Here is a 25,069-nt window from a genome sequence, read left to right on the forward strand (position 1 = left end):
AAAAGTTACCTGCCAATAAGGGTAACTTTTCCCCACACCGCACCTTTTGATTTGTCCGATTTTACGGACAGTTGCTCGCCTGTGGGAGATATTATCGCTGATATTCCGCAGTTTCCTGCACGGAGGACATATCTTCTGTTCTCAACGGCTCGCATTATGCAGTGGCGGTAATGCTGTTCACGGGCAGAGCTTTTGCCAAACCATGAATCGTTGGTGGAAACGCAAATTATCTGTGCGCCCTGCTCTTTCTGTCGGCTCACAAGGCTTGGAAAAATGGACTCTATGCAGATAACAGAGCCTATGGTCATGCCGTCTGAGGCGAGGGGCTTGGTGCGTCTTTCGTCTGCACATTCGCTCATAGTGTCAAGGTGGAAAATGCCTGCAAAAGGTGTCTTTTCACCGAAAGGCACAAGCACTTGTTTCAGGTAGGGCGAAGACGCAATGCCGTTTTTATCATAGGCGAAAAGGGCGTTGTAATCCTTGCCGTTTTCAAGATAGAACGAACCTGTCACAAGGGTACACCCATGGGTGGCGGCAAAGTCTGATATAAGGGAAAATTCTTTTAGCTGTTCGTCATAGTCTTTCGACACGGCAGTTTCAGGAAGCAGAACAAGATCAGTACCCCACCGCCAACAGCTTTCCATTATAGAAAGATAGGAGCGTGCTGAATCAAGGGCTTTACGGTGTGATTTTTCCCTGCCCTCCAGACTATCCTGTGCGCAGATAACGTCTATCTGAGGGTAGATGTTATCAAGCTTTTTGTCGAGGTTTATGGAATAAAGTCCGTAGCTTAAATTTGCCCCCTGCAAAAGCAGTGCAAAGGCGGTGTAGGCAAAACGCTTTTTGCTTGTATATATCTCCCCATGCAGACCGTTGAGCAGGAAAATTATAAAGCTTGTAAGGCGGCAGCTTATGAGCGTGGCGGATTGCAAAAGCAGTGGCGAACTTGTTACAGCTAGCCATGCCGCAGACCACGGAAACGCCAAAATCGGAACTTTCTCTTGAAGCCACTCCCCTGCTGTCAAAAGCAGGCAGAGCAAAACTATCTCAGACAAACGGTGTTTGAGATGCGGTCGCAGGGGCAGGAAAAGGCTCAGTGGAAGATACATAAGGATACACTCCCACAAGGTCAGACCTAACCACGCTAAAGTGGCAAGAGGTATAGAGGCAAAGGACGGCAGAGGACATATTTTCCATATGGTGAGCATAAAAGTGAGCTGAAAAAGATAATATGGTACAAAAAAGCACAGAAAATCAAGCCTGAAAGCCCTTTTTTCATGGCAGACTGACAGGCAATGCACCATTGGAGCAAAGATAAAAAACGCAAGCCACGGCAAATTCAAGATAGATTGCATAAGCGCGCTCACTATACCCGTAAGGGCGAGGAACGCTCTCCGTGAGATTTTGGGGTCAATTATTTTCGAGATATTCATGTAAATATTATGACCCGAAAGTCGCACATAATTCACAAAACTATAAAGGGAGGCAGTAAATTGGAGATCTTTATTCCGCAGTTTGTCAGGACGGCTCTTGACAGGCTGAATGAGTGCGGCTACGAGGGATATATAGTCGGTGGCTGTGTAAGAGATAGTTTGCTTGGCAAAAAGCCTCATGATTACGATGTCTGCACAAACTGCACCCCTGACAAAATGCTTGAAGTTTTCGCAAATTTCCGCACTATTGAAACCGGACTGAAGCATGGCACGCTCACTGTTTTGATAGAGGGCGAGCCGGTGGAGATAACCTGTTATCGCAGTGACGGAGAGTATATAGGGCATAGAAAGCCTGCTCAGGTGACATTTGAAAGCTCGCTGGAGGAGGACTTAAAACGTCGTGATTTCACGGTGAACGCTATGGCATACTCACCAAAAGAGGGGCTTATTGACCTTTACGGCGGACAAGGCGACCTTGAAAAGGGCATTATAAAATGCGTTGGCGAGCCTGAAAAGCGTTTTGACGAGGACGCTTTGAGGATATTAAGAGGGCTGAGATTTTCTTCATGCCTTGGGTTTGAGATTGAGGAAAAGACCTCAAAGGCTATACTTGAACAACGTGAGCTTTTAAAAAGCATTTCTGCCGAACGCATTGCGTCGGAGCTTAAAAAGCTTCTCTGTGGAAAGGGTGCAAGGAAAATATTGCTTGACTATCGTGAGGTCATAGCGGTGTTCATACCTGAGCTTCGGGAAAGCTTTGATTTCAGGCAGAACAATCCCCACCATTTTCTTGATGTTTACGGTCACATTTGTTTGAGCGTTGAGAACGTCAGACCACAGTGGCAGATGAGGCTTACTATGCTTCTTCACGATATCGGCAAGCCAAGAATGCACACTGTTGACGAGAACGGCATTTCCCACTTTAAAAAGCACCAGTTCGAGGGGGCTTACATGGCGGAGAAGATATTAAAAAGGCTCAGGATAGACAACGCTTCGGCGAAATATATTTATGAGCTTATATGGGAGCATGACAACAGGATACCTGCCACGAAAAAGTCGGTGCGGAGATTTATGGCTCAGCATGACTTTGACTTTGTTATGGATTATCTGGAGGTGCGCAGGGCTGACACATATGCCCAGTCGGACTACAAACGGCAGGAAAAGCTTGCAGAACTTGACCATATCGCAGAGCTTGCAATGGAGATAAAAGAGGACAACGAGTGTATCCACATTTGCGACCTTGACATAAACGGCAAGGATCTTTTACAAATGGGCTTTGGCGGAAAGGATATCGGCATCGGGCTGGAGCTTGCATTGAACGGTGTTATAGACGAAAAGGTGGAAAACAAAAAAGAGGAGCTGAAAGGCTACATTGAAAGCAACTTCAAAAGGCAGGATAAAGATAATACTTAAAGGGTCGGCACTTGTGCTGTGGTGCGTGGTGATATTCATGTTCTCGGCAAACAATGCTGACGAGTCCAACAAGCAATCAAATGCGGTGTTTAACACAGTGATAGAATTTGTCAACCCTGTATATGACAGCCTTGACACTACAGCGCAGGCGGAATACAAGGACACCGCCACGTTCATCATAAGAAAGCTTGCGCATTTCAGCGAATACGCCTTGCTTGGAATACTGGCGTTTATAAATCTTGCTATGGTGAAAAAGCTTGGATACAGAGGGCTTTTTGCGGCAGTTTTTTCTTGCATCTACGCTTCAAGCGATGAGATACATCAGCTTTTCGTGCCAGGGCGTGCAGGGCAGGTGCGTGATGTTCTTATCGACACAAGCGGTGCAGTGGCAGGAATTTTACTTGCCATATTAATACGAAAAATATGGCTCAAAAGCCGTGAGAAAAAATCGTGATAACAAAAAATATCCGTGGGGGCATTTCGCTCTCACGGATATTTTATTCTAGCAAAACCTATTGCAAATCATATCGTGACCCATTGGTATCGCCTCATTCAAAGCTTTGGCTTTACTTAAATCACTTTATCTCAAGCCTTTTGGTTTCAGGCTTTACCTCCTGCATCTTTGGCAGGTCAAGGGTCAGGATACCATTCTTGTACTCTGCGGCGATATTGTTGGTATCTATGCCTGTAAGGTCAAAGCTTCTCTGATAAGAACCGTATGTCCTCTCACGGCGGATATACTTGTCTTTCTTATCCTCTGTCTCTGCCTTATGCTCAGCGGTAAGAACAAGATCGTTGCCTGAGATGTCAAGCTTGATATCGTCCTTATCAAAGCCCGGAAGCTCTGCTTCCATTACATATTTGTCGCCCTCGTCCTTGATATCGGTCTTGAAGCTCTGGAGTGCATTTTCTCCAAAGAAATCATTCTCAAAATCATGGAATGCGTTAAACAGGTCGTAGCTCTTTCTTTCAAATGGTGTAAGTCCAAACATATAAATTCCTCCTTGATGTGTTATATCTTAATTTATCTTGTAAGCTTTTATCATTTATTCTGTTCTTCCATTGGTATCATTTCCTTTCTTCATTGTCTTTATGATACCCCTGCTATGTGTTCATTGTGTGAAGATATTGTGAACATTAGCTGAATTTTAGCACTCTCATTATATGAGTGCTAGCATATCAGTTTTATGAGTGCTAAAATAATGTCATGACATGATATGATAATCAGCGGGCGAACGCTGTTCGCCCCTACTGCGTCAACGCCTATCACTGCTTATCGAAGCGGTCTTTAAGAAGCTTCAAGGCTTTCTTTTCTATCCTTGAAACATAGGAACGTGAGATACCAAGGCGTTTTGCGACTTCTCGCTGCGGCAGTTGCGGCTGACCGAAAAGGCCATAGCGCAGAGTGACTATCTGTCTTTCACGCTCATCAAGGGAGCTTTCGATATAGCGGTAGAGCTGTTCACTGCGAATGGAAAGCTCTATTTTGTCGGCAACGTCCTCTCCGTCTGCGATTATATCTATAAGGCAAAGCTGATTGCCGTCCTTATCGGAATCAACAGGCTCGTCAAAGTGGATATCGTTGGCAGACTTTTTCTGGGATCGGAAGTGCATTAGTATCTCGTTCGCTATCCTCACCTAATGTCGTATTTTCATCAGAGCTTGTCTTTGCCCGCTTTCTGTGGGCTTTTTTATAGTTTGCGAGTTCGTCCTTTATATCCTGAAGTTCTACTGTTCTATTGCCAGTAAAGAATAATTTTACATTTTTGCCATCCCATTCAGCGTATTCTATGACTTGCCGCACAGCGTAACGTTTGTCCTCAAAGGTGGTTTGGGTATCTAAGGCTGCTGAAAATTCAGATAGGCGAGTTGCAAGATCTTTGAAATTAGCAAATGCTTGCTCGCTTTGTGCGACAACTTCTTCAAGCTTGATTATTTTTGAGCTGATCTCTTTGTTGCTGTTTTCAAGCTTTCGGTATTGCTCATTAGCGTGATCGGACATTTCAGGCGACATTTTACTTCCGTTATTGGCAATAAAATTTATAAGGTTCTTTTGTTTTTGTTTATTGTCGCTAAGCCTTTTTTTCATCTGCTCCAGTTCTTTAAGTACAGGCTGTTCATCGCTTTCAAAATTGCCCTGTACCTCTTTCAGCTGCTTTGCCAATTCAGATTTATCCGATGTCAGAACTTTGATTTGCTCCCAGACAAGATCATCGAGGAAGTTGCCGTTTATGCGTTTTACATTGCATCTTTGTCGATTTGAGTTAAGCATCATCTTACACGCATACGCAAAGTTTCTTTCTCCTCGTTCATTATAAGTTTTTGCCACACGAGGGTACATTATAGAACCGCATTTGCATCTGAGCAATCCAGAAAGCAATGCACAATGGCTGCGTGGGCGATTGTAGTTCTTATCCTTATTTTTATCCAGAATATTTTGAACACTTACCCAGTCTGCTCCATCTATAACACCTTCATGTTCGCCAATAGCTACGATCCATTCATTGTAAGGTTTAACTTTATGGCTGGTATTCTTCTCTTGCTTGGTTTTATTATAAACCATCATTCCTTTAGTTCCGTCAAATTCGGTGTCTTCTGCGTATATTGTCGAGCCTTTATTCTCAAAAAATTTAAGGACAGCGTTATCAGCCTTAGCATATACGGGATTACTTAGAATAACCTTTATTGCAAAACGTGTGTACTCATTACCCATTTTCGTTTTGATATTATCATTAAGTAGGGTTGCCTGAACAGCCGTAAGGGATTCTGTTTTGAGATAAAGCTTATAAATTCTCTTGATTAGTTCCATTTCTTCGGGTACTATCTCGAGTTTTCGGGCGTAGTGCACTTTGCCCTCTTTATTAGTACTGCCGAAGGTTTCAACGCTTTTGTAACCCGTTGGAGTTGTGCCGCCGAGCCACCGACCTTTCTGTGCTAGCTCGGTCATATTATCAATAATACGTTCAGCAATTATATTTCGCTCCAGTTCGGCAAACACGGCTACAAGCTGTATCATTGCCTTATCCATAGGGCTGTTAGTTCCGTTGAGACCATCGCTGACGGAGATAAAGCGAATATTGTGCTTTTCTAAGTTGTTGAATGTATTTGTAAAATCTGACACAGATCGGCTTATTCTATCGAGCTTATAGCATATTACGCATTGGATTTTGTTATCCTCACACATATCCATCATCTCTTTAAACTGAGGTCTGTCGGTATTGCCGCCAGAATAGCCCTCGTCCTCGAATATGATAATATCTTCCTCATCGACGTTCATACTGCTAAGATGAAGTTTACAGCGGTCGATCTGCTGATTTATACTTTCGCCTTTTGCTGTAAACTTCGATTTACGGGCATATATGGCGTACTTTCGATTATCGCAGCCAGTATTGCTTGTACTCATATGAGGTTCTCCTTTTTATTTTATTGGGTATCATACAGCATACCACAATAAATGGTGTAAGTCAATAAACAATAGTCAAGTATCGAGAAAATTAATACTTGACTATTATTATCATATGTATAGTTGGGTGGTTACATTAATATAAGATGTTATTACAAGAGTTGAGCTTTAATTTAAATTCTCAGAACATTTTTCAGGTTCGTCAGAACTGCCCCATTTGATTTCCCTTTTGAAACCCTCCCAGTAACCTTCATTATCCCAGTCATCCCAGTGTTTGTTCTTTAGCTCATTAAAACGATCGTCATTGGGCTTAATGCTGGTAACAATAAGCTCATATGTGACACCAAACTCCCTGTCAACTATTTCATTTTCGTTATTCGGAAATTTAGCTCTTTTATATGGTATAAGAATATAATACAATTTTTCCTTTTTTCCTTTATCTTTGAAAAGTTCTCTAAGCTCATTTTGCAATACTTCATCTCCAGCTTTAAGTTCTTGTGGAGAAATATTGATTACTTTTATACTTTTATCTTTATCATTGCTAACACTTCTACTTACTCGATTTCTTACAAAATAGATAAAATCAGCTTTGCTGTTGACAACAGTTTTAATAAGATTTTTGTGGTCTTCAAGAGTAAATTCTGTATTATAACCTTCACCGTCAATGTAAGGAGGATCATAAATAACAAGAGAGTTCTCCGAAAAAGCTCTTCTCCTTACCCCTATGAGCTCCTTGTAATTGTTACTCTTCAAGTAAGTATTTTTCTGATTCAAAAAAAGTGAATATTCATATATATGTCTGGCAGCATTGAGAAGAGTGTCTGTTTTTGCATTACTATTGAAATCTGTCATTTTATTTATTACGCTAAGTGCATTAATATAAAAATAATAAGTGGCATAAGCTAATGAGCTATCGTTCTTGTTCTTATTATTGTTATTACTATCATATAATTCTTTTATCTTTGTAAAAGTATCCTTAGAAACATCAAGTGTTAGTATATTTGTTATAAGCCCAAATGGTTGATTCTTTACAACTTCCATCAAGTTGTAGAGTCCTTTTTGCGGCAAAGCTTGAGCCTCATCTATGCCTTGTGTTTTCTGCATATCGATCTTTGCAGCAACGTCGTCATATACATTGACATAAAGCTTATCTCCATATTTTTGAACTCTTGTGGAAATTCCAAGAGCACCAGCAAAGACATCGGTTATTCTTTCATATTTATTATCTCTTACGAGTGCCCTAATTGTATCTCTCATAATAGGGTTGAACTTATTTCCATGCAGCTTGATAGCTGGTATAGTTAGTTCATTCGATGACTTATAATGTGAGATAACGAACATAAGGCACAAATTAGCTATTTTCGATCTATCATTAGTCAGAACTATTATTTTCAGTAACTGATCTATGTCATAAGGAATATTAACTGATACAGTTACTTTCTTCTCGATATCGTTTATGTGCCTTTTGATCCAAGGTTTACCACACAGCTTATTGTAGGCAGAAGCATATGCATCTTCAGGACTTTGACCTGTATTTTTGTAATAGAGTGGTGAGCACTCGTTGTAAAAATCACATAAGAAAAATACAAATGCCCGAATAATTATAGTTCCTTGGCGTTCTTCGCCTAACAGTTTACAAACCCTTTCAAGTAACACTTTACTTACTATAACCTTTCTAGATCCTACTTTCATCATCTTGCCCTCCAAGTATATTAATCTTGAGGGTATAGACGTATCTCATTTTTCATATACAAATCTCGATGTATACCCTCAGAAAGGTATAGATTGATCTCGATATGCAAGAAATTTATCTGAGAAATAATTTATTTGATTTCAAGCTGTAATCTCATCTGGAACAGCAAATAGTAGTAACTCGCAAGAAAAAACAACAAAACCCGAAAAATATCGCCATTTTCAGGTTTTGTTGTTTTTTATGTCAGTATTAATTTTATCTCGATAATTCTTTCATCGATAAGACGTGAAAAAATAGAGAACAGTAGTTAAATGAACAATAAAAAGCTGCACAGTTGAAGCAAGGAGTGGTCAGTATAAAAGAATAATATCCAATTAGTGGTACAGCAATTTTAAGATTTATGGTAGCAATCAATGTATTTTTACTATAATCTTGGCATTGCTACACTGCTAAAATTTTCGATTTTATGGTAACAATTAATGTATTTTAAACATAATATTGGGTAAGAACAAGCTATGTAAACCTCAGATTTTATCGTAGTAATTAATGTATATTTACTATAATATTGACATTTCATACTGCAAAGAATTACGATTTTATGGTAACAATTAATGTATTTTAAACATAATATTGGGTAAGATCAAGCTATGTGAACCTCAGATTTTATCATGGTAATTGATGTGTATTTACTATAATATTGACATTGCACATTGCAGCAATTCTCGTTTTTATGGTAGCAATTAATGTATATTTATCGTGATTATGCCACAAGAATATTTGAATTTATGATAGATTAGGCTTATAATTTAAGAAAATACTTGGCACAGTGATTAAAGCTACATTTTCCTAAAGAACATTGTATATTTGCTAGTTTTGGCTTGAAATTATAAGAGATTGAGGACTACACGTTCGAGATATTGGGAGACTTTTTAGCCTGTCCTCCAAAGCAATAACCCATAAATAAACATCGCAGTTACCCGATTTTTTTATTTAGAACAAAAAATATGGCTAGAAAAATAAAAGTTTTAAGATTTTATCTGCGTACGTTCAGCTGGCAGTATCTTATACAGAAATCGAACAGCTTATATGCACTCGACCGACAGACGAAAGGGCAAGAAAAAAGCCACCACGATCAGACAATCGTAGTGGCGAACAAGATTTGGTTATGGGTAGTATAGGTTAAGAGCAAGGTAAAATCGCTTAGGAAAAGCTGGATTTTCCTATAAGATTACAGCTAAGTTAAAATATAACACTACAAGATACACACCAAGTTCTATAATGCGGATCAGAGAAGAAGGTGCATACTAGGATATGACACTTGGAACAACTGATTCAAGTATGTCAGCTAACTCCAGTATCACATCAAGGGGTGGTTGGGTGGGATAAGAAAAGACCTACTCCTTAGCCAAGCCTGACAGGTACGCAGCTAAGAGTTTCTTATCACTAGCAGAAAGCCTATCGTACTTGCTGAGTATATCAGCTTGTTCATCAGAGAGCTTGACAACGTGGGAGACAGGCTGATCTAGGGTATCGTCTTTGAAGAAGTCCGACATAGATACGCCGAGACCATTACAGAGTTTCATTAGGGTACTCACAGTTGGCATTGTATTTCTTACAAAGATATTATTCAGACTTGAGTATGGTATGTCAGACTCTTTGGCAAGCTTATAAATGCTCCAGCCGTAGTCAGTGAGGTACTTACGAAGTTTTACGAGTATCCAGTTTTCATTGATCATTTGGGTATCTCTCCTGTCAGTTTCTTTAACTTTGCTTTATATTATTATTTTAAAGAAATAAGACAGATAATTGAAGATGTAAATATGAGTTGTATAGTTCAAATAATATTACTCATATGAGGAATTAATTATTAAGAAAGTGTTGATTTTGAGTGAGAAATATGTTATACTGGAATAGAAGAAAAAATTTTTTAGAAAGGTGGAACTTTTTCTGCATCTCATTTGTCTATATACACAGAGGACAAGAGGTGGTCAGATGAATGAAGAAGTTCTCTGTATGATCTTTGGAAAACTTGCCGAAGGGTATCAGTTGACCGAAGATCAGCAAAAGGCATTGTTTAGGAAAATCATTGAAGATGGGAGTAGTTTAGAAAATGAAGGAAGACGTGGATTACACCGAAGCGGTGGAGAAAGCGAAGCAAGGTGATCAGCAGGCTAAAGAAGTGCTGTACATAGAAACTTGTCAGCATATGTTTTTCCTTGCTAAGAGCATCGTCAAAAGCGATGAGGAAGCAATGGACATTATTCACGACAGCTACATATGTGTATTTCAGAAGTTAGACAATATCAAGAACGCAGCTGGCTTTAAGTCTTATCTGAGAACAACAGTAGCAAACAGATGTAAGAATTATCTTAGAAAGAAAAAACCTTTATACCTGTCAGATATGACAGAGGACGGTACAGAACTCGAACTCGAAGACACGGACGGTGTTATTCCCGGAGAGCTAGTTGGAAATGAGGACGTTATCGAATGTGTACGCAGGGTAGTTGAAAGCCTGCCTGAGGAGCAGCGTATGTGTGTGATACTCAGGTATTACGATGAAATGAGTTTGCAGGAGATAGCAGACACGCTTGAAGTTTCTTTGGGTACTGTGAAAAGCAGGCTCAGCAGAGCGTCTAAGAAAATGCGTGACGAGATAGAACGCCTTGAGAAGGAAGAGAACAAGAAGTTCAGATGTATCATTCCGTTCTTCTGGCTCAGAGCTGGTCTTGAGGGTATGGAGAATGAAACTGACGTGCCTAAGGCACTTGAAGTTAAAGTATTTGGAAAATCTATTAGAAGAGGGGTATCAAAAATGGCGAGAAACATTATTGTTGCGGCAGCAGCTTTGGCGATAGCAGGAGGGGTATTTCTTACCGCTTGCGGAAATGACGAGGGTAAGAAAGGCACAACAAGCAGCCTTGCGGACACAAGTTCGATATCTTCCGCAGCTGAGGATAGCAGCTCTGAGGCTGAGGTGAAAGAGCCTAAGGTGTTTGAATGTGAGCTTGAGGCAGGCAGCGAAATGACCGCAGCTGAACTTGCTGCAAAGCTGAGCAGTGATAAGATCGACACAGCTGCATTTGCCAGCGGCGAAGAAAAGATAGCACTTGACAAGTTGGGCGTACAGAGCATTTCACTTAACATCAAGCTTGCCACAGGAGAGGAAGAACTCTGGAACATCACGGTAACGGTAGTTGACAGTGAGAAACCTAAATTCACGGGTATCAAGGAGAAGTATGAAATAACGGAGGGTGACAAGCTCCCTGATTTCAAGAAAGGGGTATCCGTGAAGGATAACTATGATGAGAGTGTAGAGTTCACAGCGGAGCTTGACGGCAAGGCAAAGAAGTCTGATTACAAGGCTGGAAAATACACTATCACCTACAAGGCTAAGGACAGCAGCGGTAACGAAGTGACCGCTACATCAAAGCTTATTATCAAGAAAAAGCCAGAGGAAAAGAAGAAGGACAAGAATGTCGAGGAGACTTCTGACAACAATACCAATGGCGGAGATAACTACAGCAATAACAATGGTGGCAACTCCGATAACAACAACTGGAGCAACGGAGGCAACGGTGGCTCTAACAACAATAATGGCGGAGGTAGCTCCAATAACGGCGGTAGCTCCAATAACAATGGAGGCAACTCCAATAATGGCGGTGGCTCTAGCAACAATAATGGTGGAGGTAGCTCTAATAATAACGGCGGTTCTGATGACGGTCACGTTTGGACTTGGCAGGATGAAAACGGAAACTGGCAGAGTGGCACGTTTGAGGATGGTAAGACACCGAATGGAAATGAATACGGCACGGGTACTCAGATGTGGGGCGACCCCTTCGGTTTAGGGTACGAGTATCCTTACGTTGTTTACCCTAATGGTGAAATAACAGGATTATAATTTACTTGCGAGTTAATTACGTCTACCTCAGATTAAATGCATCAACAAAGAGAGCGATTTCTTTCAAAGAGTTCGCTCTCTTTTCTTTAAAGAGAGGATTTGAAAGTATGATAAGTTACGATAAGAAAACGAGACATCTGATAGTATCATCAGCAGAAGTAGTAACCTTTGACATACAACTCAGAGGTAGAATAAATGTAGTTAGAGGAGCAGCCGCAACAGGTAAGACATATATGTGCAATCTGATAAGAAATGGAAATCCCCACCCAGATGTAGTCGTATTTGAAAGAGGCGTAAATTCAGTGAGGGATTTAACTCCCCTCTCAGATAAATTGATTATAATAGATAGAGCTGATATGTTGAGTGGTGAAGTAGTTGAGCACATATCTCAAGACCTTGACAACACCTACTTAATAATGGCACGAGTACCTTTAGGCTTGGGTATCACACCTCTTCTTTGATACAAAATTAGCAGATAAACAGCATCAAATCAAGTCCTGTTGGCGAAAACTCTTGCACCATTGGATTTTAGCAATATGGGGTATCAAGGGAGTGCATTTATCGCCGCAGACCGATTTTAGGGTGGTTTTCAGCAGCTATTTTGCATTATTAGCCGCCCTGCAAAATCCGGGTAGATTTTCGGGTGAGATTTATTCGTAATTTTGGAGATTTGAATTGCATCTAAACTAAAAAATTCACTATCTATGGGTACTACTAAATAAAAAGAGCACGGCTTGACGGCATTTTTCCTGCGGTCTGGCTGTGCTTTTTTCCTTTTGCCGCCACAGCCGCACACGGCGGCGTACACGGCTTTTGCTCCGCTGCTTGGGTATGTTTACCCTACGGCATTGCTGCAGCTCGACACGGCGGCACTCAGCGGCTTACGGCGTGGGTGGGGGTATCTTGCGACCGTTTGGGACAGTAGATCGTCTGCAAGCAACAACGAAATCAGTTAATCTTTTATCGTTTTAAGCAAAACTTTTTGCAGCCAAGCCAAGTGGAAATTTGCAAGCTGTTTCGCCATTAGCCAAGACCTGTTTGCGATAAACGCTAAATGCCACTTTTGCAAATAAAAGAGCTGAGATTGATGAAAATACAGATCAAATTTCCGATCAAGAAATTTTAAAAATATTTTGATATTAATTTTGAAGATGCTAAGCTGCGATTATATTAGTAGCTCCAGAGTGAACGGATGCGTTGAATTTAAAATCAATAACCTGAAATTCACGGCTGTCCGCTCTGGATTCTCTGGGGCAAAATTTTATAGGGAGGCGATTAATATGCCTGTGAAACAAAGGTCGATTTTTGCAGAGTGCTTAACCCTGCTCAAAGACATTAATTACGACAAAAAGTTAGCCTTGCAGACAAGGCAATCAGGGTACTTTACCCAAGAGCGAGTCATTGCCGCAAATAAGCTTTGGCAGTATATAAGCAGCTGCAAGTGGTGTCAGAGCAAGAGAGCGAGAGATCTCGTTAATGTGGCGAGAATGTCTGACTCTCAGGCGGCAACGGTGCTGAGTATTTCACCTAGCACCGTAAGAAGTCTGCGTAGCTATGCCAGCAGAAAGATCTATTCAATTATTGGCAAGGACTGCATTGCTGTTATCCGCAACGGAAATTCCAATGATCTTTTCAAGCTGTGCTGCAAACTCCATTACCATCTTTACGGGTACGAGACAGCCAGCAACTGGATACCTGAAAAGGTTATGGAGATGTTTCTGAAGAACGGGAGAACATCTACTCAGGTGTACAACCTGAGTCAATGCCTGCGTGAACTTGAGTTTCTCGCAAGGTACGATCTTGTGCGAATGTCGCTAAAGTGTTCAAGGGTCAATCCCGACAAGCTCACGTTTCTGCTAGAGATCCTGTCGGGTACTTCCACCAAGGGCAGCGGCTACACAAAGGAAGATGTGGTAAATCTCATTTTCCGACTTCAGAACAAAAACATTGGCAAGAAGTAAGTTTGAAAAACTATACATTTACGAACCACAAAGAAAACGTCCGCAAAGTCTGTGTTTTTGACTTTGCGGACGTTCGTATATAAAGTGAACTTTTACGAACAGGAGGACAATTTTTATGGTGTTTGGGTATGCGAGGGTATCAACTAAGCAGCAGAACGAAGACAGGCAGCTTGCCGCCTTGAAAGAGTACGGCGTTGCCGATAGCTGCATTTACATTGATAAGGAGTCGGGGAAAAATCTCCAGCGTGAACAGTATCAGATTTTGAGAAATGCCATTCTCCGTGAGGGCGATACGCTGGTAATCAAGGAGCTGGATCGCCTGTCGAGAAATAAGTCTGACATAAAAGCCGAGCTTGAGTACTATCGACAAATGAAAATTAAGGTAGTAATTCTTGACATTCCCACTACTAAAACAACATACGAAAATGAGAATAAATGGGTAGGCGATATGATAACCGCCGTGCTGATTGAAGTGCTTTCCAGTATGGCAGAGCAGGAGCGGCTAAAAATCAGAAAGCGGCAAGCAGAGGGTATCGCCATTGCCAAAAAGCAAGGCAAAAAATTTGGCAGACCTAAGGTAAACAAACCTTCCAACTGGAATAGTGTGATAATTGCTCTTGATCGGGGTGAGATAACGGCTGTTGAGGCGATGAAAAAGCTGAGATTAAAGAAGACATCGTTCTATAAGCTTAAGAACGCCGATAAAAACGCTGAGATGAAATAATAAATCGAGATGAAAAGTGTACAACGTGATGAAACCTGAGATGAAATATTTCTGGTGTACGAAATCGGCAGAAGTATGCATATCGGACGAGCTTTTCGTATAAATATGTTTATAGGAGAGGTAATCTAAATGAGAATTGTTGTACACGAACCAGAAACCGAGGCGGGAGTTCTTGAGCTGCAAAAGCGTGTCACAGACCTACACGGACACATCATCAAGAATTACATAACGAGAAATGTTCCCGAAGCCAAGAAACGTGAAGATGTTTTGCAGGCAGTAATTTCGGCATTACAGACCAATGTCACCTCAGTCTAAATAGCTTTTTATTTTGAGGTAGTTTTCTTGGGTCATATTGGCTTTATTGTACTCCCATTGTTTAAGGGTCGAGTGACCCACGTTCAATAATTCAGCCATCTTAAGCTGCGTAAGCGATAATCGTTTACGCAGCTTTTTTATTTGTTTGCCTTGATCGTTATATAAGAATTTGTTATAATCGTCCAGCAAGTCGCAAACGTCCACCTTATATAATTTTGCAAGTAAGATGATCTTATCGATAGGATATACACTTAATACGTTCTCCTCATATCTTATATAGGTTGTTCTGTCAACATTAATGTAATCGGCAATTTCGCTTTGCAGATAGCCGTTTTTACAGCGGTAAAATTTAAGCTTGTCCGAAACCGTTTCTGGGCTTTCAGAACTCTGCATCTTATGCACATAGTCAACATTCTTGTGCTTAGGAAAAGGGTTATGAATAGAGATGGTGTGAATGTATACAGGAGTGAACAGGGGTATTTTGTCATTTGAATAAAAGACGAAGAAGTTGTTGCTGAATGCCTTATAAATTCGCCAATGCCGCCCAGATGGACTATCCTTTGCAACATCGTGATAAAAATACGACTTTATGTTAGTGTTGCGTTCTCCACGCACCTGCTCCCATAGGTGGCGAAGCGACAGCCTTTCTTGTGGTCAAATGTTGACACAGCTTTTATTAGACCGATAGTGCCGATAGAGATAAGATCCTCCTGATCTGTGGAATTTGAATAATACTTTTTTATAATGTGTGCCACAAGACGGAGATTGTGTTCGATAAGCTTATCCTTTGACGCCTTGTCACCCTGCGCCATTCTCTCAAAACACTCACGCTCCTCTTTCGCAGACAACGGTTTTGGAAATACGCTGCGGCTGTCAAAATGCAGTGCGAAAAATAGAAAATTCCCCGTAAGCAGTTCAAACAGTGCTGAAAACATATTTGTCCCTCCTTATATAAAGTATCGCTCATACGCTTTTTAATCATATGATTTTTAGGGATTGTACTATTCTGATTTTGACATAAGGTCGCAAAATGTTTCTGATTTGTTAAATTTGCTGAAATATTGATTGTCTTGTTTGCTAAAATCACGAATATTGTTAACATTTTGTAAACAGACGGCATTTTACTTTTATCGTTAAACAAAGGGTGATATAATTATATCAGATAGGTATGTTTTTTGGGGGTGAGCGCTCATGATAAGCATAAAAGGACGATCGGTATTCGGAAGCATTGCAAGAGGAAAGCTGACCTTTTATCATCGTGACGAATTTATCATCAACAAGATAAAAGTGTCCGACCCTGAACTTGAATACAAAAAATATGTTAAGGCTAAAAACGCTGCTCTTGTGGAGCTTGGGGAGCTTTATGACCGTGCAAGGTTAAGCGTTGGGGAAGGCGACGCTCAAATATTTGTGATACACCAAATGCTTATCACCGACGAGCAATACGACAGCAGTATTCGCACAAAGATACTTGACGAGCATTTCAATGCCGATTATGCAGTTGCAAGCACTTCAAGAAGCTTTGCGGAGATGCTGGCACAAATGGACAGCGAATATATGCAAAGCAGAGCGGCTGACGTCAAGGACGTTTCAAACAGACTTTTAAGACACATATTAAACTGCGCCGACAAGCTTCCCATACTCAGAGAGAATGCCATTATCTGCACAGGTGACCTTATGCCCTCAGAAACCCTGCTCATGGACAAAACGAAGATAAAGGGCTTCTGCACAAGGTCCGGTTCTGTGAACTCTCATACTGCGATACTTGCGAAAAATCTTGGCATACCTGCCATTGTAAACGTTGGAGCGGAGCTTTCTGACGAATACGAGGGCAAGGAAGCCGTCCTTGACGGCTACAGCGGAACGCTTTACATAGAGCCTGATGAGCATACTCTCAGACAGCTTGAATACAAGGAAGCCGTTGAGGGCAGGAAAAAGGAACTTCTCACAAGGCTCAAAGGAAGAAAAAACATCACTCGTGACGGACATGAGATAAAGATATATGCGAATATACTCAACTCTGAGGAGCTTGAATCGGCGGTAAAAAACGACGCAGGTGGGATAGGTCTTTTCAGAACGGAGTTTATGTGCTTTGACAGACCTGCTTTTCCTGACGAGGATTTTCAGTTTTACACCTACCGCAAGGCATTGGAGGCAATGGAGGGTAAAGAGGTCATAATAGGCACTTATGATATAGGTGCAGACAAGATACCTGATTGTGCAGACATGAGTGCTGAGAGAAATCCCTCTATGGGCTGTAGAGGCATACGATTTTGTCTTGAAAGAGAAAGCATATTCAAAACACAGCTAAGGGCGTTATACAGAGCGTCTGTTTACGGACAGCTTTCAATACTTCTGCCTATGGTCATAGACGTGAGCGAGATACTGAGGGTGAAAGAGCTTATCGTGCAGGTCAAGGCAGAGCTTATAAAAGAGGGCAGGAAATTTGCCGACAATGTTAAGCTCGGGGCAATGATAGAGACCCCTGCGGCGGTGATAACAAGCGATATCATTGCCAAAGAGGTGGACTTTTTCAACATCGGCACCAACGACCTTGAACAGTTCACCTTTGCACTTGACAGGCAGAACCCATGTTATGACAGGGTATCACCGAAAAATCACAGGGCACTGCTTAGAATGATAAAAATGGTGTGCGACAACGCCCATGCAAACGGCATAAAAGCAGGCATTTGCGGTGAGATAGCAGGCGACCCAACGCTCACAGAGATATTTCTGGAGCTTGATGTGGATATGCTGTCGGTAGTTCCGTCAAGGGTACTGCCGCTGAGAAAGGCGGTAAGGAGCATAAGTCTTAAAGACCCGAAAAGGGCAGAGAATGACCTGAAGCTGTTTTTATAAAAAGGATAATTTTCCTCATTTCATATAGGCGGTGGAATACGTTATCGTGCGTGTTCCACCGCCTTTTTGCTTTGCTTGCAAATACGCTAATAAGGAGAGCGAACTGTTCACCACTACAGATATTTAAACAAAGAATGTATTTTATCTTATGGTCTGTATGGTTGTCTTATGAAAATCTTAAGCGTTTCTTAAAGCGGTTGACAGTTGGAACGGGCTATGATATACTTATAAACGCCACTAAAAAATACGTCTGAAAAAGACAAAACACAAGGAGGAGAAACTGTGAAACTAAGAAACATAAACAGAGGTCTGGTTCTTGGCGGTGTGCTTGCGCTGGGTGTTGTGTGCTACTCAGTGTATGATAACAACCAGTTCAAGACTTCCAAGCCTGAGATAGAACAGACCATGAGGGATTATATCGCAGACTTGACAAGTGCAAACGTTGGAAGCAGTGATAAGTTAAAAAGTCAACTTACAGATTTTGTGGATAAGCATTATGCTGACTACACCACTTCTGACAATGAGTACGCTTCGTCAAAGTCAGGACTTCTGGACGAAATAAACCAAGCTGAAGTTGCAACGCAAGGAGGAGATATCACCTCGGCTGAGTATGACATAAAAGAGATGTCAATAAACAAGAGTGGAGCTGACGGAGCAAAGGTCACTATGATATACAATGTGTGCTATGACGTATCAAAGGGCGACCCAACTTTTCTCACAACCAACGGCATAAACACCATGACAAGCGGTAACTACACAAATTCCGACAACTATGAACCCAGCACATCTTCATACAAGGCGATTTTCAGTTATGAAAATGCTGAATTTTATCTTTTGCGTACTTCTGACGGCTGGAAGATAGCAACGTCCAGCGACTACGGATATAGCGAGGATTACAACTTTGATGATAACAACAGTGACAGCGTGGCTGATGAAAGCAAGGCTGAGTCTGAGATAGTTCCGGACAGCAGTGCAGAAAGCTCAGACAGTGCAGAAAAATCCGACAGCGAGGGGGCAGACAGCGTTGAGTGATACTATTCTAAAGATAAAGGGGCTTAACAAGACCCTTGGCAAAAAGCAGATACTTCACAGCATAGATATGGAGTGTTACAGTGGCGAGGTCTACGGCTTTCTCGGTCCTAACGGTGCAGGAAAGACCACAACTATAAAGATAGCAGTGGGGCTTTTACAGCTTGACGAGGGGGAGATATCCATTAACGGGAAGGATATCAGAAAAGACTTTGAGGGCGCAATGGCGAACGTTGGAGGCATTGTTGAAAACCCTGAGATGTATAAATATCTCTCGGGACTTGAAAACCTACGTCAGTATGCGAGAATGAGAGAGGGAGTAACTGAGGAGCGTATCAAAGAGGTGGTGGAGCTTGTAAGGCTTTCAAACCGCATTAATGACAAGGTGTCGAAATACTCTCTGGGTATGCGTCAGCGTCTTGGCGTTGCGCAGGCTATCCTTCACAGACCAAAGCTTCTTATCCTTGATGAGCCTACAAACGGTCTTGACCCGCAGGGCATAAAGGAGCTTCGTGACATACTCAAAGAGCTTGCTCACAAGGAAGGCACTTGCGTTGTGGTATCGTCACATCTCATGAGTGAAATGGAAATGATGTGCGACAGAGTGGGCATTATCGCAAACGGAAAAATGATAGGCTCATACACAATGGAGGAGCTTATCTCACAGTCTGACAGCTCAATTGCTGAATATGTACTTGAAGTTGACGACCCTCAAAAGGCTATGGGTCTTATAAAGCTCGCAGACGAGGGCAAGCGTATCGACAAGGAAACAGGTGCAGTTGTCCTTTCTATCCCTGTGGAGATAGAGAAGAAAAAGATAGCCTCGGTGAACAAGACGCTTATCGAGGGCGGAGTTTCACTTTACACTGTTCACCGCAGAGAGAACAAGAAGCTTGAGGACGTATTCATCGAGCTTACAGGAGGAAAGGAAGGGGGCGTACAGATTGGCTAGATTTTTCAGACTTGTGAAAAACGAGTACATAAAGGTTTTCAAAAAGCTATCAACAAAAATAATGATCGTGCTTATAATAATATGTGCGCTTGGACTTTCAGGCATTGCACTTTTTGCAAAGCACAATATGGAGAGCAATAACTATTCAAGCTATGACGCAACTGGTGATTATCAGGAAACCATAGATTGGCTCAAAAACACAAACGGCGACCCTAACGAGATCGCAATGTGGCAGTATCTTATGGACAACGATATCGACAGCGATGATTGGAGATATGATGTACTGTCAGCCGTATTCGCAGACGGCACCGGTGATATGTCAGGGATAAAGAAGTATCTTGACGACAACGATTGGCGTGGCTTCTGTCAATACAGGCTGGATAATGACATACTCACAGAGGGCGAAAAGTGGGAATATCAATACAGATTGGACAAGGATATTTCCTTTGACAAGTCAAACGAAAAGAAAAACGATCTTATCATGACAGTTGCAAATGCAAAAAACACCATTGCGACCATGGGCGACGCAAAGTCTGACGGACAGAACAGCAGAGCAAAGCTGGAGGATAATATAAAACTTGCACTCTATCAGCTTGACAATGATAAGCTCGACAACACAGCAAACCAAATGACGCTGTTTGAAACAAGCGAGCCTGAGCAGATAACATTCTGGACTGTGTTTCTCACAAGCACTTCCCTTGTAACAGTAGTCGCACTGCTTGCTATCGTTATCGCAGGCGGCATTGTATCCTCTGAATTTTCACAGGGAACTGTCAAGTTCCTGCTTATAAACCCTGTTAAACGCTGGAAGATACTCATGTCAAAATACTTCACTGTCATCACAGTGGGTTACATAATGCTTTGCATACTTTTCGTGGTGATGATACCTATTACAGGGCTTATGCTCGGCTTTGACGGCTTCTCAACGCCTTATATCTATGTAAGCGGCGGCGAGGTAAAGGAAATGCCTACACTGCTTTATGCGGCAGAGCAATATCTGATGAAAAGCGTTGAAATGGTGGTAATGTCAACACTGGCGTTTGCTATCTCGTCACTCGTAAGAAGCACAGCTCTTGCTATCGGCGTCAGCGTATTCACAATGTGCATAGGCTCAACAGTCACACAGCTTTTGGGTCAGCTTGGGCAGGATTGGGCAAGATTCCTTGTGTTCGCAAACACAGACCTTGCTTCTATCTCAAAGGGCTACTCGATATTTGCTCAGCACAGCCTGACCTTTGCCGTAGGCGTTCTTATAGCACACATGGTGGTGTTCCTACTCACCGCATGGGACGGCTTTACAAAGCGTTCTGTATAAAACAGAATAAAAACATCAAACGGGCGGAGAAATTTCGCTCGTTTTTTGTTGCTGAAAAGGGTAAACAAATGAACAGATTATCATATAAACATAAGATTGACAAGGGTGAATAAATATTGTATAATAGTCGAGTTGATACAGAGATCGTTTTAAGACCATGGATATTTTACAGGAGATAGATATATGTTTGAAACTTTAGTTGACGTTTTTCTTGACGCATTAATAGACAGCCTTAAGATCCTGCCTTTTCTGTTCGGAGTTTATCTGCTTATAGAGTATATAGAGCATCGTTCTGCCGACAAGCTTGGAAAGGCTCTTAGAAAAATGGGACCTTTTGGTGCGATAGGAGGAAGCATACTTGGAGCAGTGCCCCAGTGCGGATTTTCCGTTGTGGCTTCCAACCTTTACTCAGGCAGGCTCATCACAATGGGAACTCTCATTTCGGTATACCTTGCCACAAGCGACGAGGCAATACCAATGATGATAGCAAACCCTGCATTTGCCGGCAAGCTTTGGCAGCTTATTCTTATAAAGGTAGCTGTGGCTATAATAGCAGGTGTGCTTGTTGACCTTATCTTAAAGCTTATGGGCAAAAAGCAGGACGAAGAGCCTTTCAAGGAGATTTGTGAGGACTGCGACTGCGAACACCACAGTATTTTGCACTCGGCACTTCACCACACTGTAAGCATAATACTTTTTATATTTGCGGTAAACCTTATTCTCGGTGCGGTAATGGAGTTTGCAGGAGAGGACACAGTAAAGACCCTGCTTATGTCTGACAGCATAGTTCAGCCGTTCATAGCAGGAATAATAGGCTTTATCCCGAACTGTGCGGCTTCTGTTGTTCTTACACAGCTTTATATCGAAGGTGTTGTGAGCTTCGGCTCGCTTATCGCAGGACTTTGCACAGGGGCAGGAGTAGGACTTCTGGTGCTTTTCAAGACCAACAAGCACAACATGAAAGAGAATTTCGCCATAATGGGAATACTTTATGTTTTCGGTGTGGCAGCAGGCTTTGTGGCAAGTCTGTTCTAAAATATGATAGACAGATAAAAGGAGCAATTCGCAATGAACTGCTCCTTTTTGTTTGCAAAAAAATCTTCGTATGTATAATGGGTTGCCCCTACACTACATCATATCCTCAATAAGATAAGGCAGGCTTATGCGGAAGCAAACGCCGCCTTTTTTCATATCGTTTTCTACCTCTATGCTGCCCTCGGAAAGCTCGATTATCCTTTTTACAAGTGCAAGTCCAAGACCGTTGCCCTCTGTTGCACGGGAGCGGTCGCCCTGATAGAACTTATCAAATATCTTCGCCTTTACGTCAGGGGCTATAGACGGACCGTTGTCCCATATCTCCGCCGAGATATTCTTCTCGTTGCGGAAAAGCTTCACGCTTATCTTTCCGCCCTCCGGGGTGAACTTGATAGCGTTGTTGATGATATTCTGCCATATCTGCGCCATAAGCTCCTCACTGCCCACATACATGATATCCTCAAGGTCGATATCAAGGTCGATTTTTTTCTTCGACCACTCAGGTTCAAGCACAAGAAGTATTTTTCTTATCTGCTCGTCAAGAGAAAATCTTGTCTTTTTGCCCACTGTTTTCTGATTTTCAAGCTTTGTGAGCCTCAAAATATTTGACGAAAGCTTTGAAAGCCGTGATGTTTCATCGATTATTATCTGTGTGTATTCCTCACGCTCCTGCTCGGTTATATCGTCAGATTGCAGAAGCTTTGCAAAGCCCTGTATGGAAGCCAGAGGCGTTTTGAACTCGTGGGAAATGTTTGAGATAAAGTCACCTCTCAGCGTTTCCGTACCTGCAAGCTCCTCAGCCATTTTGTTAAAGTTCTGCGCAAGTATGCTGTATTCAGGATCAGACGGCTCTCTTACTCTTACCTTAAAATTGCCCTTTGCTATCTCAGCCGCCGCCGCACTAAGATCTCGTATAGGCTGTATAATGCTTCGGCTCATGAACGCTGTTATAATGGTACCGATAACGATACAGACCATAAAAGCTATGATGACAACAAGGTTTACTACCCAGTAAACGCTGTCGCTTGAAAAGCTGTCTATGATAACGAACTTATCATAGACCTGGGAGATTATAGTTGCGTTAGGCACAACACCCTCTGAGGACACATAATATCCCTTATGCACGATATCTGCAAAATGGTCGTGTACTCTTGAATCGTTTTTATCCACCACTGACAGACTATAGGCTGAATTGTTCACAATGGAAACTATCTCGTCCACAGTGAAGCCGCCCTTTTCTTCAAGCTGATCCATTGCCATGGAAAGCTCCACCAACTGCTGTTCGGCATTGCTTTTCATTACAGGACTGCACACCATTACAAGCACTGACACCGATATAGAAGCCGACACCAGCATCACAAAGAAAAACATAAGAGTCAGCTTGAACTGCAAACTTGTTTTATTTTTGGTCTTTTTCTTATCCAAACCCCTCACCCCTCAAGCTTATCCCTCACTGCTTTTTCACAGCCTTATAGCCAAGTCCACGAACCGTGACAATATCAAAGGATTCACAGCTTCCGTAACGCTCTCTCAGCCTTTTAACGTGAACGTCAACAGTACGCTCGTCAACGTCCTTATCCATTCCCCAAAGCTCGTCAAGGAGCTGGCGGCGTGTGAATATCTTGTCAGGGTAGCTGAGCAGTTTAAAAAGCAGTTTGAACTCCATTTGCGGTATAGTTTCCGCCGCTCCGCCGTCAACCGCCACGCTCATAGCGTCATAATCAAGCACGCAGTTTCCCACAGTAAGAGAATGTTCCGACGCCATTTTTGAACGCCTTAAAAGCGCACCCACACGGAGTATCATCTCATTTATATCAATAGGCTTTACCATATAATCGTCTGTGCCGGCAGAAAAGCCCTCCTGCTTGTCCTCGAAGGTCTCCTTTGCGGTGACCATAAGTATAGGCAGATTGAAATCAGCCTTTCTGAGCTGTCTTGTAAGCTCGTAGCCGTCCATATTCGGCATCATTATATCTGAAATTATAAGGTCTATATTCGTTTTTTCAAGAACGTCCAAAGCCTCCAGACCGTCATTTGCAAGAAAAGTCACATAGCCATGCTGTTTAAGTGCGGCAGACATGAGTTTTCTAAGGCTTGCGTCGTCCTCCACCACAAGTATCTGAAACATAAAATATCCTCCCTCGTAAAAAAAATTCCCCAATAATGACATTATAGCTTATAATTGTGAACTGGTGATTAACATTTATTTTTTTCAAAAAACTCTCCGAAACCCCCTGAAAATTCATATTCGGTTCACACAGAACTGGTATTATATAATCACAGCAGAAGATACAAAAAAAGCTTTGGTAATTGGTAAAACTTAAAGTCAGGTTTTTGTCTTCTTTCCCTCTGCGATTCCCCAAGTCGCTGATACATTTCCTCGTCTTTAGGTTTTACCAAATACCAAAGAATCCCTTTCATAATTCTATAAAAAATTAATGCTCATTTCAGCCGATGGAAGTGGGTATTAATTTTTTTGCTCTTTTAGATGCGACAAAAAACCGCAGAAGCCATATAAAATGACCTCTGCGGATATTTTTTTGCCTTTATTAGCCGTTAGCTGCAAAGCTTTTCACGAAGCTCAGCCGCCTTTCCAAGAAGCGCACAGATGTAGCTGTCCACATCAGGCTTTGCAAATCCACCAAGCGCTGAGCCTTTAAGCTTTCGCTGACCTGTTTCTCCGGGGATAACAAAGTTATCACCGTTCTTTTTCTTTTCGATAGCCGACTCCAGCATATAGATCTCGCTGGTTATTGTGTCGATATATTTTAATGTATCAAGCTTATCATAGCCGCCAAAAAAACACGTTTTCAGACTATCCATTATTCTTCCCCCTGCCTTACTGCTGTTTTGTACAGCAATTGTTATCAAAGCCTACAATCTTTATTTGATTTAATTATATCACAAATACTTAGCTTTGTCAATAGGTTTGAAAATGAATGTTCACATTTAAGTAATTTTATATGAATTTTCGTGGCGTTTTATGTTGAATAATTATAGATATAAAAAAACGCAGCCCTTGCAGACTGCGTTTTTACG

Annotated in this window: 24 protein-coding genes; 13 read left to right on the forward strand and 11 right to left on the reverse strand. The window is 41.8% G+C overall.

Annotated elements, in window-relative coordinates; all coding sequences use genetic code 11:
- Positions 1-5: 5 nt before the first annotated feature.
- Positions 6-1,613 carry an apolipoprotein N-acyltransferase gene (lnt, locus tag AB5123_RS04800; protein ID WP_337812300.1) on the reverse strand — a complete coding sequence of 536 codons (1,608 nt, stop codon included), beginning with the start codon at positions 1,611-1,613 and terminating at the stop codon, positions 6-8.
- Between lnt and AB5123_RS04805 the strand changes: the two genes are divergently transcribed.
- Together AB5123_RS04805 and AB5123_RS04810 are read left to right on the forward strand one after the other, a co-directional pair.
- Positions 1,494-2,846, forward strand: a complete 1,353-nt coding sequence (locus tag AB5123_RS04805) for a CCA tRNA nucleotidyltransferase (protein WP_278642812.1) — start codon at positions 1,494-1,496, stop codon at positions 2,844-2,846. The genes lnt and AB5123_RS04805 overlap by 120 nt on opposite strands.
- Positions 2,806-3,300: a VanZ family protein gene (locus AB5123_RS04810; RefSeq protein WP_117956707.1), complete on the forward strand. Its 495-nt coding sequence runs from the start codon at positions 2,806-2,808 to the stop codon at positions 3,298-3,300. Before AB5123_RS04805 ends, AB5123_RS04810 begins: the two co-directional genes overlap by 41 nt.
- A 121-nt stretch (positions 3,301-3,421) precedes the next feature.
- Here AB5123_RS04810 and AB5123_RS04815 read toward each other — a convergent pair whose 3' ends face one another.
- The 5 genes from AB5123_RS04815 to AB5123_RS04835 all read right to left on the reverse strand — a co-directional run bounded on the left by AB5123_RS04815 (position 3,422) and on the right by AB5123_RS04835 (position 9,678).
- Positions 3,422-3,838, reverse strand: a complete 417-nt coding sequence (locus AB5123_RS04815; RefSeq protein WP_046439395.1) for an Hsp20/alpha crystallin family protein — start codon at positions 3,836-3,838, stop codon at positions 3,422-3,424.
- Between the two features lie 274 nt (positions 3,839-4,112).
- On the reverse strand, positions 4,113-4,460 hold the full coding sequence (locus AB5123_RS04820) for a sigma-70 family RNA polymerase sigma factor (protein ID WP_022287558.1): 348 nt from the start codon (positions 4,458-4,460) through the stop codon (positions 4,113-4,115).
- Positions 4,414-6,249: a recombinase family protein gene (locus AB5123_RS04825; protein WP_337812301.1), complete on the reverse strand. Its 1,836-nt coding sequence runs from the start codon at positions 6,247-6,249 to the stop codon at positions 4,414-4,416. Before AB5123_RS04825 ends, AB5123_RS04820 begins: the two co-directional genes overlap by 47 nt.
- 168 nt (positions 6,250-6,417) lie before the next feature.
- Positions 6,418-7,941, reverse strand: coding sequence for a hypothetical protein (locus AB5123_RS04830; RefSeq protein ID WP_368364570.1), 1,524 nt, complete (start codon positions 7,939-7,941; stop codon positions 6,418-6,420).
- A 1,395-nt stretch (positions 7,942-9,336) separates the two neighbouring features.
- Entirely contained in the window at positions 9,337-9,678 is a 342-nt protein-coding gene (locus tag AB5123_RS04835; protein ID WP_349197697.1) for a helix-turn-helix transcriptional regulator, read from the reverse strand.
- Between the two features lie 256 nt (positions 9,679-9,934).
- On the opposite strand from AB5123_RS04835, the gene AB5123_RS04840 reads away from it, so the two are divergent.
- The 6 genes from AB5123_RS04840 (at position 9,935) to AB5123_RS04865 (ending at position 14,840) form a co-directional block, all read left to right on the forward strand.
- Positions 9,935-10,105 carry a hypothetical protein gene (locus AB5123_RS04840; protein ID WP_267301374.1) on the forward strand — a complete coding sequence of 57 codons (171 nt, stop codon included), beginning with the start codon at positions 9,935-9,937 and terminating at the stop codon, positions 10,103-10,105.
- Complete coding sequence (locus AB5123_RS04845; protein WP_368364571.1) at positions 10,053-11,840, forward strand: sigma-70 family RNA polymerase sigma factor; 1,788 nt, start codon at positions 10,053-10,055, stop codon at positions 11,838-11,840. The genes AB5123_RS04840 and AB5123_RS04845 overlap by 53 nt, the downstream gene beginning before the upstream one ends.
- Positions 11,841-11,947: 107 nt before the next feature.
- Positions 11,948-12,301, forward strand: a complete 354-nt coding sequence (locus AB5123_RS04850) for a hypothetical protein (protein ID WP_368364572.1) — start codon at positions 11,948-11,950, stop codon at positions 12,299-12,301.
- An 819-nt stretch (positions 12,302-13,120) separates the two neighbouring features.
- Positions 13,121-13,801 carry a hypothetical protein gene (locus AB5123_RS04855; RefSeq protein WP_302839429.1) on the forward strand — a complete coding sequence of 227 codons (681 nt, stop codon included), beginning with the start codon at positions 13,121-13,123 and terminating at the stop codon, positions 13,799-13,801.
- 115 nt (positions 13,802-13,916) lie between these two features.
- Positions 13,917-14,525, forward strand: a complete 609-nt coding sequence (locus AB5123_RS04860) for a recombinase family protein (protein WP_302839430.1) — start codon at positions 13,917-13,919, stop codon at positions 14,523-14,525.
- Positions 14,526-14,654: 129 nt separating this feature from the next.
- Positions 14,655-14,840 (forward strand): hypothetical protein, encoded by a 186-nt coding sequence (locus AB5123_RS04865; RefSeq protein ID WP_302839431.1) that lies wholly within the window; start codon positions 14,655-14,657, stop codon positions 14,838-14,840.
- Here the strand turns inward: AB5123_RS04865 and AB5123_RS04870 are convergent.
- Entirely contained in the window at positions 14,832-15,233 is a 402-nt protein-coding gene (locus tag AB5123_RS04870; RefSeq protein WP_278340392.1) for a helix-turn-helix transcriptional regulator, read from the reverse strand. The genes AB5123_RS04865 and AB5123_RS04870 overlap by 9 nt on opposite strands.
- A 194-nt stretch (positions 15,234-15,427) precedes the next feature.
- Positions 15,428-15,775 carry a sigma-70 family RNA polymerase sigma factor gene (locus AB5123_RS04875; RefSeq protein WP_368364573.1) on the reverse strand — a complete coding sequence of 116 codons (348 nt, stop codon included), beginning with the start codon at positions 15,773-15,775 and terminating at the stop codon, positions 15,428-15,430.
- Positions 15,776-16,031: 256 nt separating this feature from the next.
- On the opposite strand from AB5123_RS04875, the gene ptsP reads away from it, so the two are divergent.
- From ptsP to AB5123_RS04900, 5 genes are all read left to right on the forward strand, one after another.
- Positions 16,032-17,699 carry a phosphoenolpyruvate--protein phosphotransferase gene (gene ptsP, locus AB5123_RS04880; RefSeq protein ID WP_337812254.1) on the forward strand — a complete coding sequence of 556 codons (1,668 nt, stop codon included), beginning with the start codon at positions 16,032-16,034 and terminating at the stop codon, positions 17,697-17,699.
- Between the two features lie 282 nt (positions 17,700-17,981).
- Positions 17,982-18,731: a hypothetical protein gene (locus AB5123_RS04885; protein ID WP_368364574.1), complete on the forward strand. Its 750-nt coding sequence runs from the start codon at positions 17,982-17,984 to the stop codon at positions 18,729-18,731.
- Positions 18,724-19,680 (forward strand): ABC transporter ATP-binding protein, encoded by a 957-nt coding sequence (locus AB5123_RS04890; protein ID WP_242998143.1) that lies wholly within the window; start codon positions 18,724-18,726, stop codon positions 19,678-19,680. Before AB5123_RS04885 ends, AB5123_RS04890 begins: the two co-directional genes overlap by 8 nt.
- The gene (locus tag AB5123_RS04895; protein WP_337812255.1) at positions 19,673-20,995 is read left to right on the forward strand and encodes an ABC transporter permease; all 1,323 of its coding nucleotides are present in this window, start codon (positions 19,673-19,675) and stop codon (positions 20,993-20,995) included. The genes AB5123_RS04890 and AB5123_RS04895 overlap by 8 nt, the downstream gene beginning before the upstream one ends.
- A gap of 183 nt (positions 20,996-21,178) precedes the next feature.
- Positions 21,179-22,030, forward strand: coding sequence for a putative manganese transporter (locus AB5123_RS04900; protein ID WP_022287705.1), 852 nt, complete (start codon positions 21,179-21,181; stop codon positions 22,028-22,030).
- 93 nt (positions 22,031-22,123) lie between these two features.
- On the opposite strand, the gene AB5123_RS04905 is transcribed toward AB5123_RS04900, so the two are convergent.
- The 3 genes from AB5123_RS04905 to AB5123_RS04915 form a co-directional block, all read right to left on the reverse strand.
- Complete coding sequence (locus AB5123_RS04905) at positions 22,124-23,455, reverse strand: ATP-binding protein (RefSeq protein ID WP_368364575.1); 1,332 nt, start codon at positions 23,453-23,455, stop codon at positions 22,124-22,126.
- 25 nt (positions 23,456-23,480) lie between these two features.
- Complete coding sequence (locus AB5123_RS04910; RefSeq protein WP_022287707.1) at positions 23,481-24,158, reverse strand: response regulator transcription factor; 678 nt, start codon at positions 24,156-24,158, stop codon at positions 23,481-23,483.
- A 428-nt stretch (positions 24,159-24,586) separates the two neighbouring features.
- Positions 24,587-24,853 carry a hypothetical protein gene (locus tag AB5123_RS04915; protein ID WP_022287708.1) on the reverse strand — a complete coding sequence of 89 codons (267 nt, stop codon included), beginning with the start codon at positions 24,851-24,853 and terminating at the stop codon, positions 24,587-24,589.
- Between the last annotated feature and the right edge of the window lie 216 nt (positions 24,854-25,069).

It is taken from the genome of Ruminococcus sp. RTP21204st1_B2_RTP21204_210225 (genome assembly GCF_040914135.1).
Lineage (GTDB): Bacteria > Bacillota > Clostridia > Oscillospirales > Ruminococcaceae > Hominimerdicola > Hominimerdicola aceti.

Coding starts and splice junctions, on each gene's coding strand:
- AB5123_RS04855 (WP_302839429.1), top strand. CDS start 13,121: ATGCCTGTGAAACAAAGGTCGATTTTTGCAGAGTGCTTAACCCTGCTC.
- AB5123_RS04820 (WP_022287558.1), bottom strand. CDS start 4,460: ATGCACTTCCGATCCCAGAAAAAGTCTGCCAACGATATCCACTTTGAC.
- AB5123_RS04915 (WP_022287708.1), bottom strand. CDS start 24,853: ATGGATAGTCTGAAAACGTGTTTTTTTGGCGGCTATGATAAGCTTGAT.
- AB5123_RS04830 (WP_368364570.1), bottom strand. CDS start 7,941: ATGAAAGTAGGATCTAGAAAGGTTATAGTAAGTAAAGTGTTACTTGAA.
- AB5123_RS04840 (WP_267301374.1), top strand. CDS start 9,935: ATGAATGAAGAAGTTCTCTGTATGATCTTTGGAAAACTTGCCGAAGGG.
- AB5123_RS04845 (WP_368364571.1), top strand. CDS start 10,053: ATGAAGGAAGACGTGGATTACACCGAAGCGGTGGAGAAAGCGAAGCAA.
- AB5123_RS04865 (WP_302839431.1), top strand. CDS start 14,655: ATGAGAATTGTTGTACACGAACCAGAAACCGAGGCGGGAGTTCTTGAG.
- AB5123_RS04900 (WP_022287705.1), top strand. CDS start 21,179: ATGTTTGAAACTTTAGTTGACGTTTTTCTTGACGCATTAATAGACAGC.
- AB5123_RS04825 (WP_337812301.1), bottom strand. CDS start 6,249: ATGAGTACAAGCAATACTGGCTGCGATAATCGAAAGTACGCCATATAT.
- AB5123_RS04860 (WP_302839430.1), top strand. CDS start 13,917: ATGGTGTTTGGGTATGCGAGGGTATCAACTAAGCAGCAGAACGAAGAC.
- AB5123_RS04815 (WP_046439395.1), bottom strand. CDS start 3,838: ATGTTTGGACTTACACCATTTGAAAGAAAGAGCTACGACCTGTTTAAC.
- AB5123_RS04875 (WP_368364573.1), bottom strand. CDS start 15,775: ATGTTTTCAGCACTGTTTGAACTGCTTACGGGGAATTTTCTATTTTTC.
- AB5123_RS04870 (WP_278340392.1), bottom strand. CDS start 15,233: ATGCAGAGTTCTGAAAGCCCAGAAACGGTTTCGGACAAGCTTAAATTT.
- AB5123_RS04910 (WP_022287707.1), bottom strand. CDS start 24,158: ATGTTTCAGATACTTGTGGTGGAGGACGACGCAAGCCTTAGAAAACTC.
- AB5123_RS04850 (WP_368364572.1), top strand. CDS start 11,948: ATGATAAGTTACGATAAGAAAACGAGACATCTGATAGTATCATCAGCA.
- lnt (WP_337812300.1), bottom strand. CDS start 1,613: ATGAGGCTTTTTGCCAAGCAAACTATCTCTTACACAGCCACCGACTAT.
- ptsP (WP_337812254.1), top strand. CDS start 16,032: ATGATAAGCATAAAAGGACGATCGGTATTCGGAAGCATTGCAAGAGGA.
- AB5123_RS04835 (WP_349197697.1), bottom strand. CDS start 9,678: ATGATCAATGAAAACTGGATACTCGTAAAACTTCGTAAGTACCTCACT.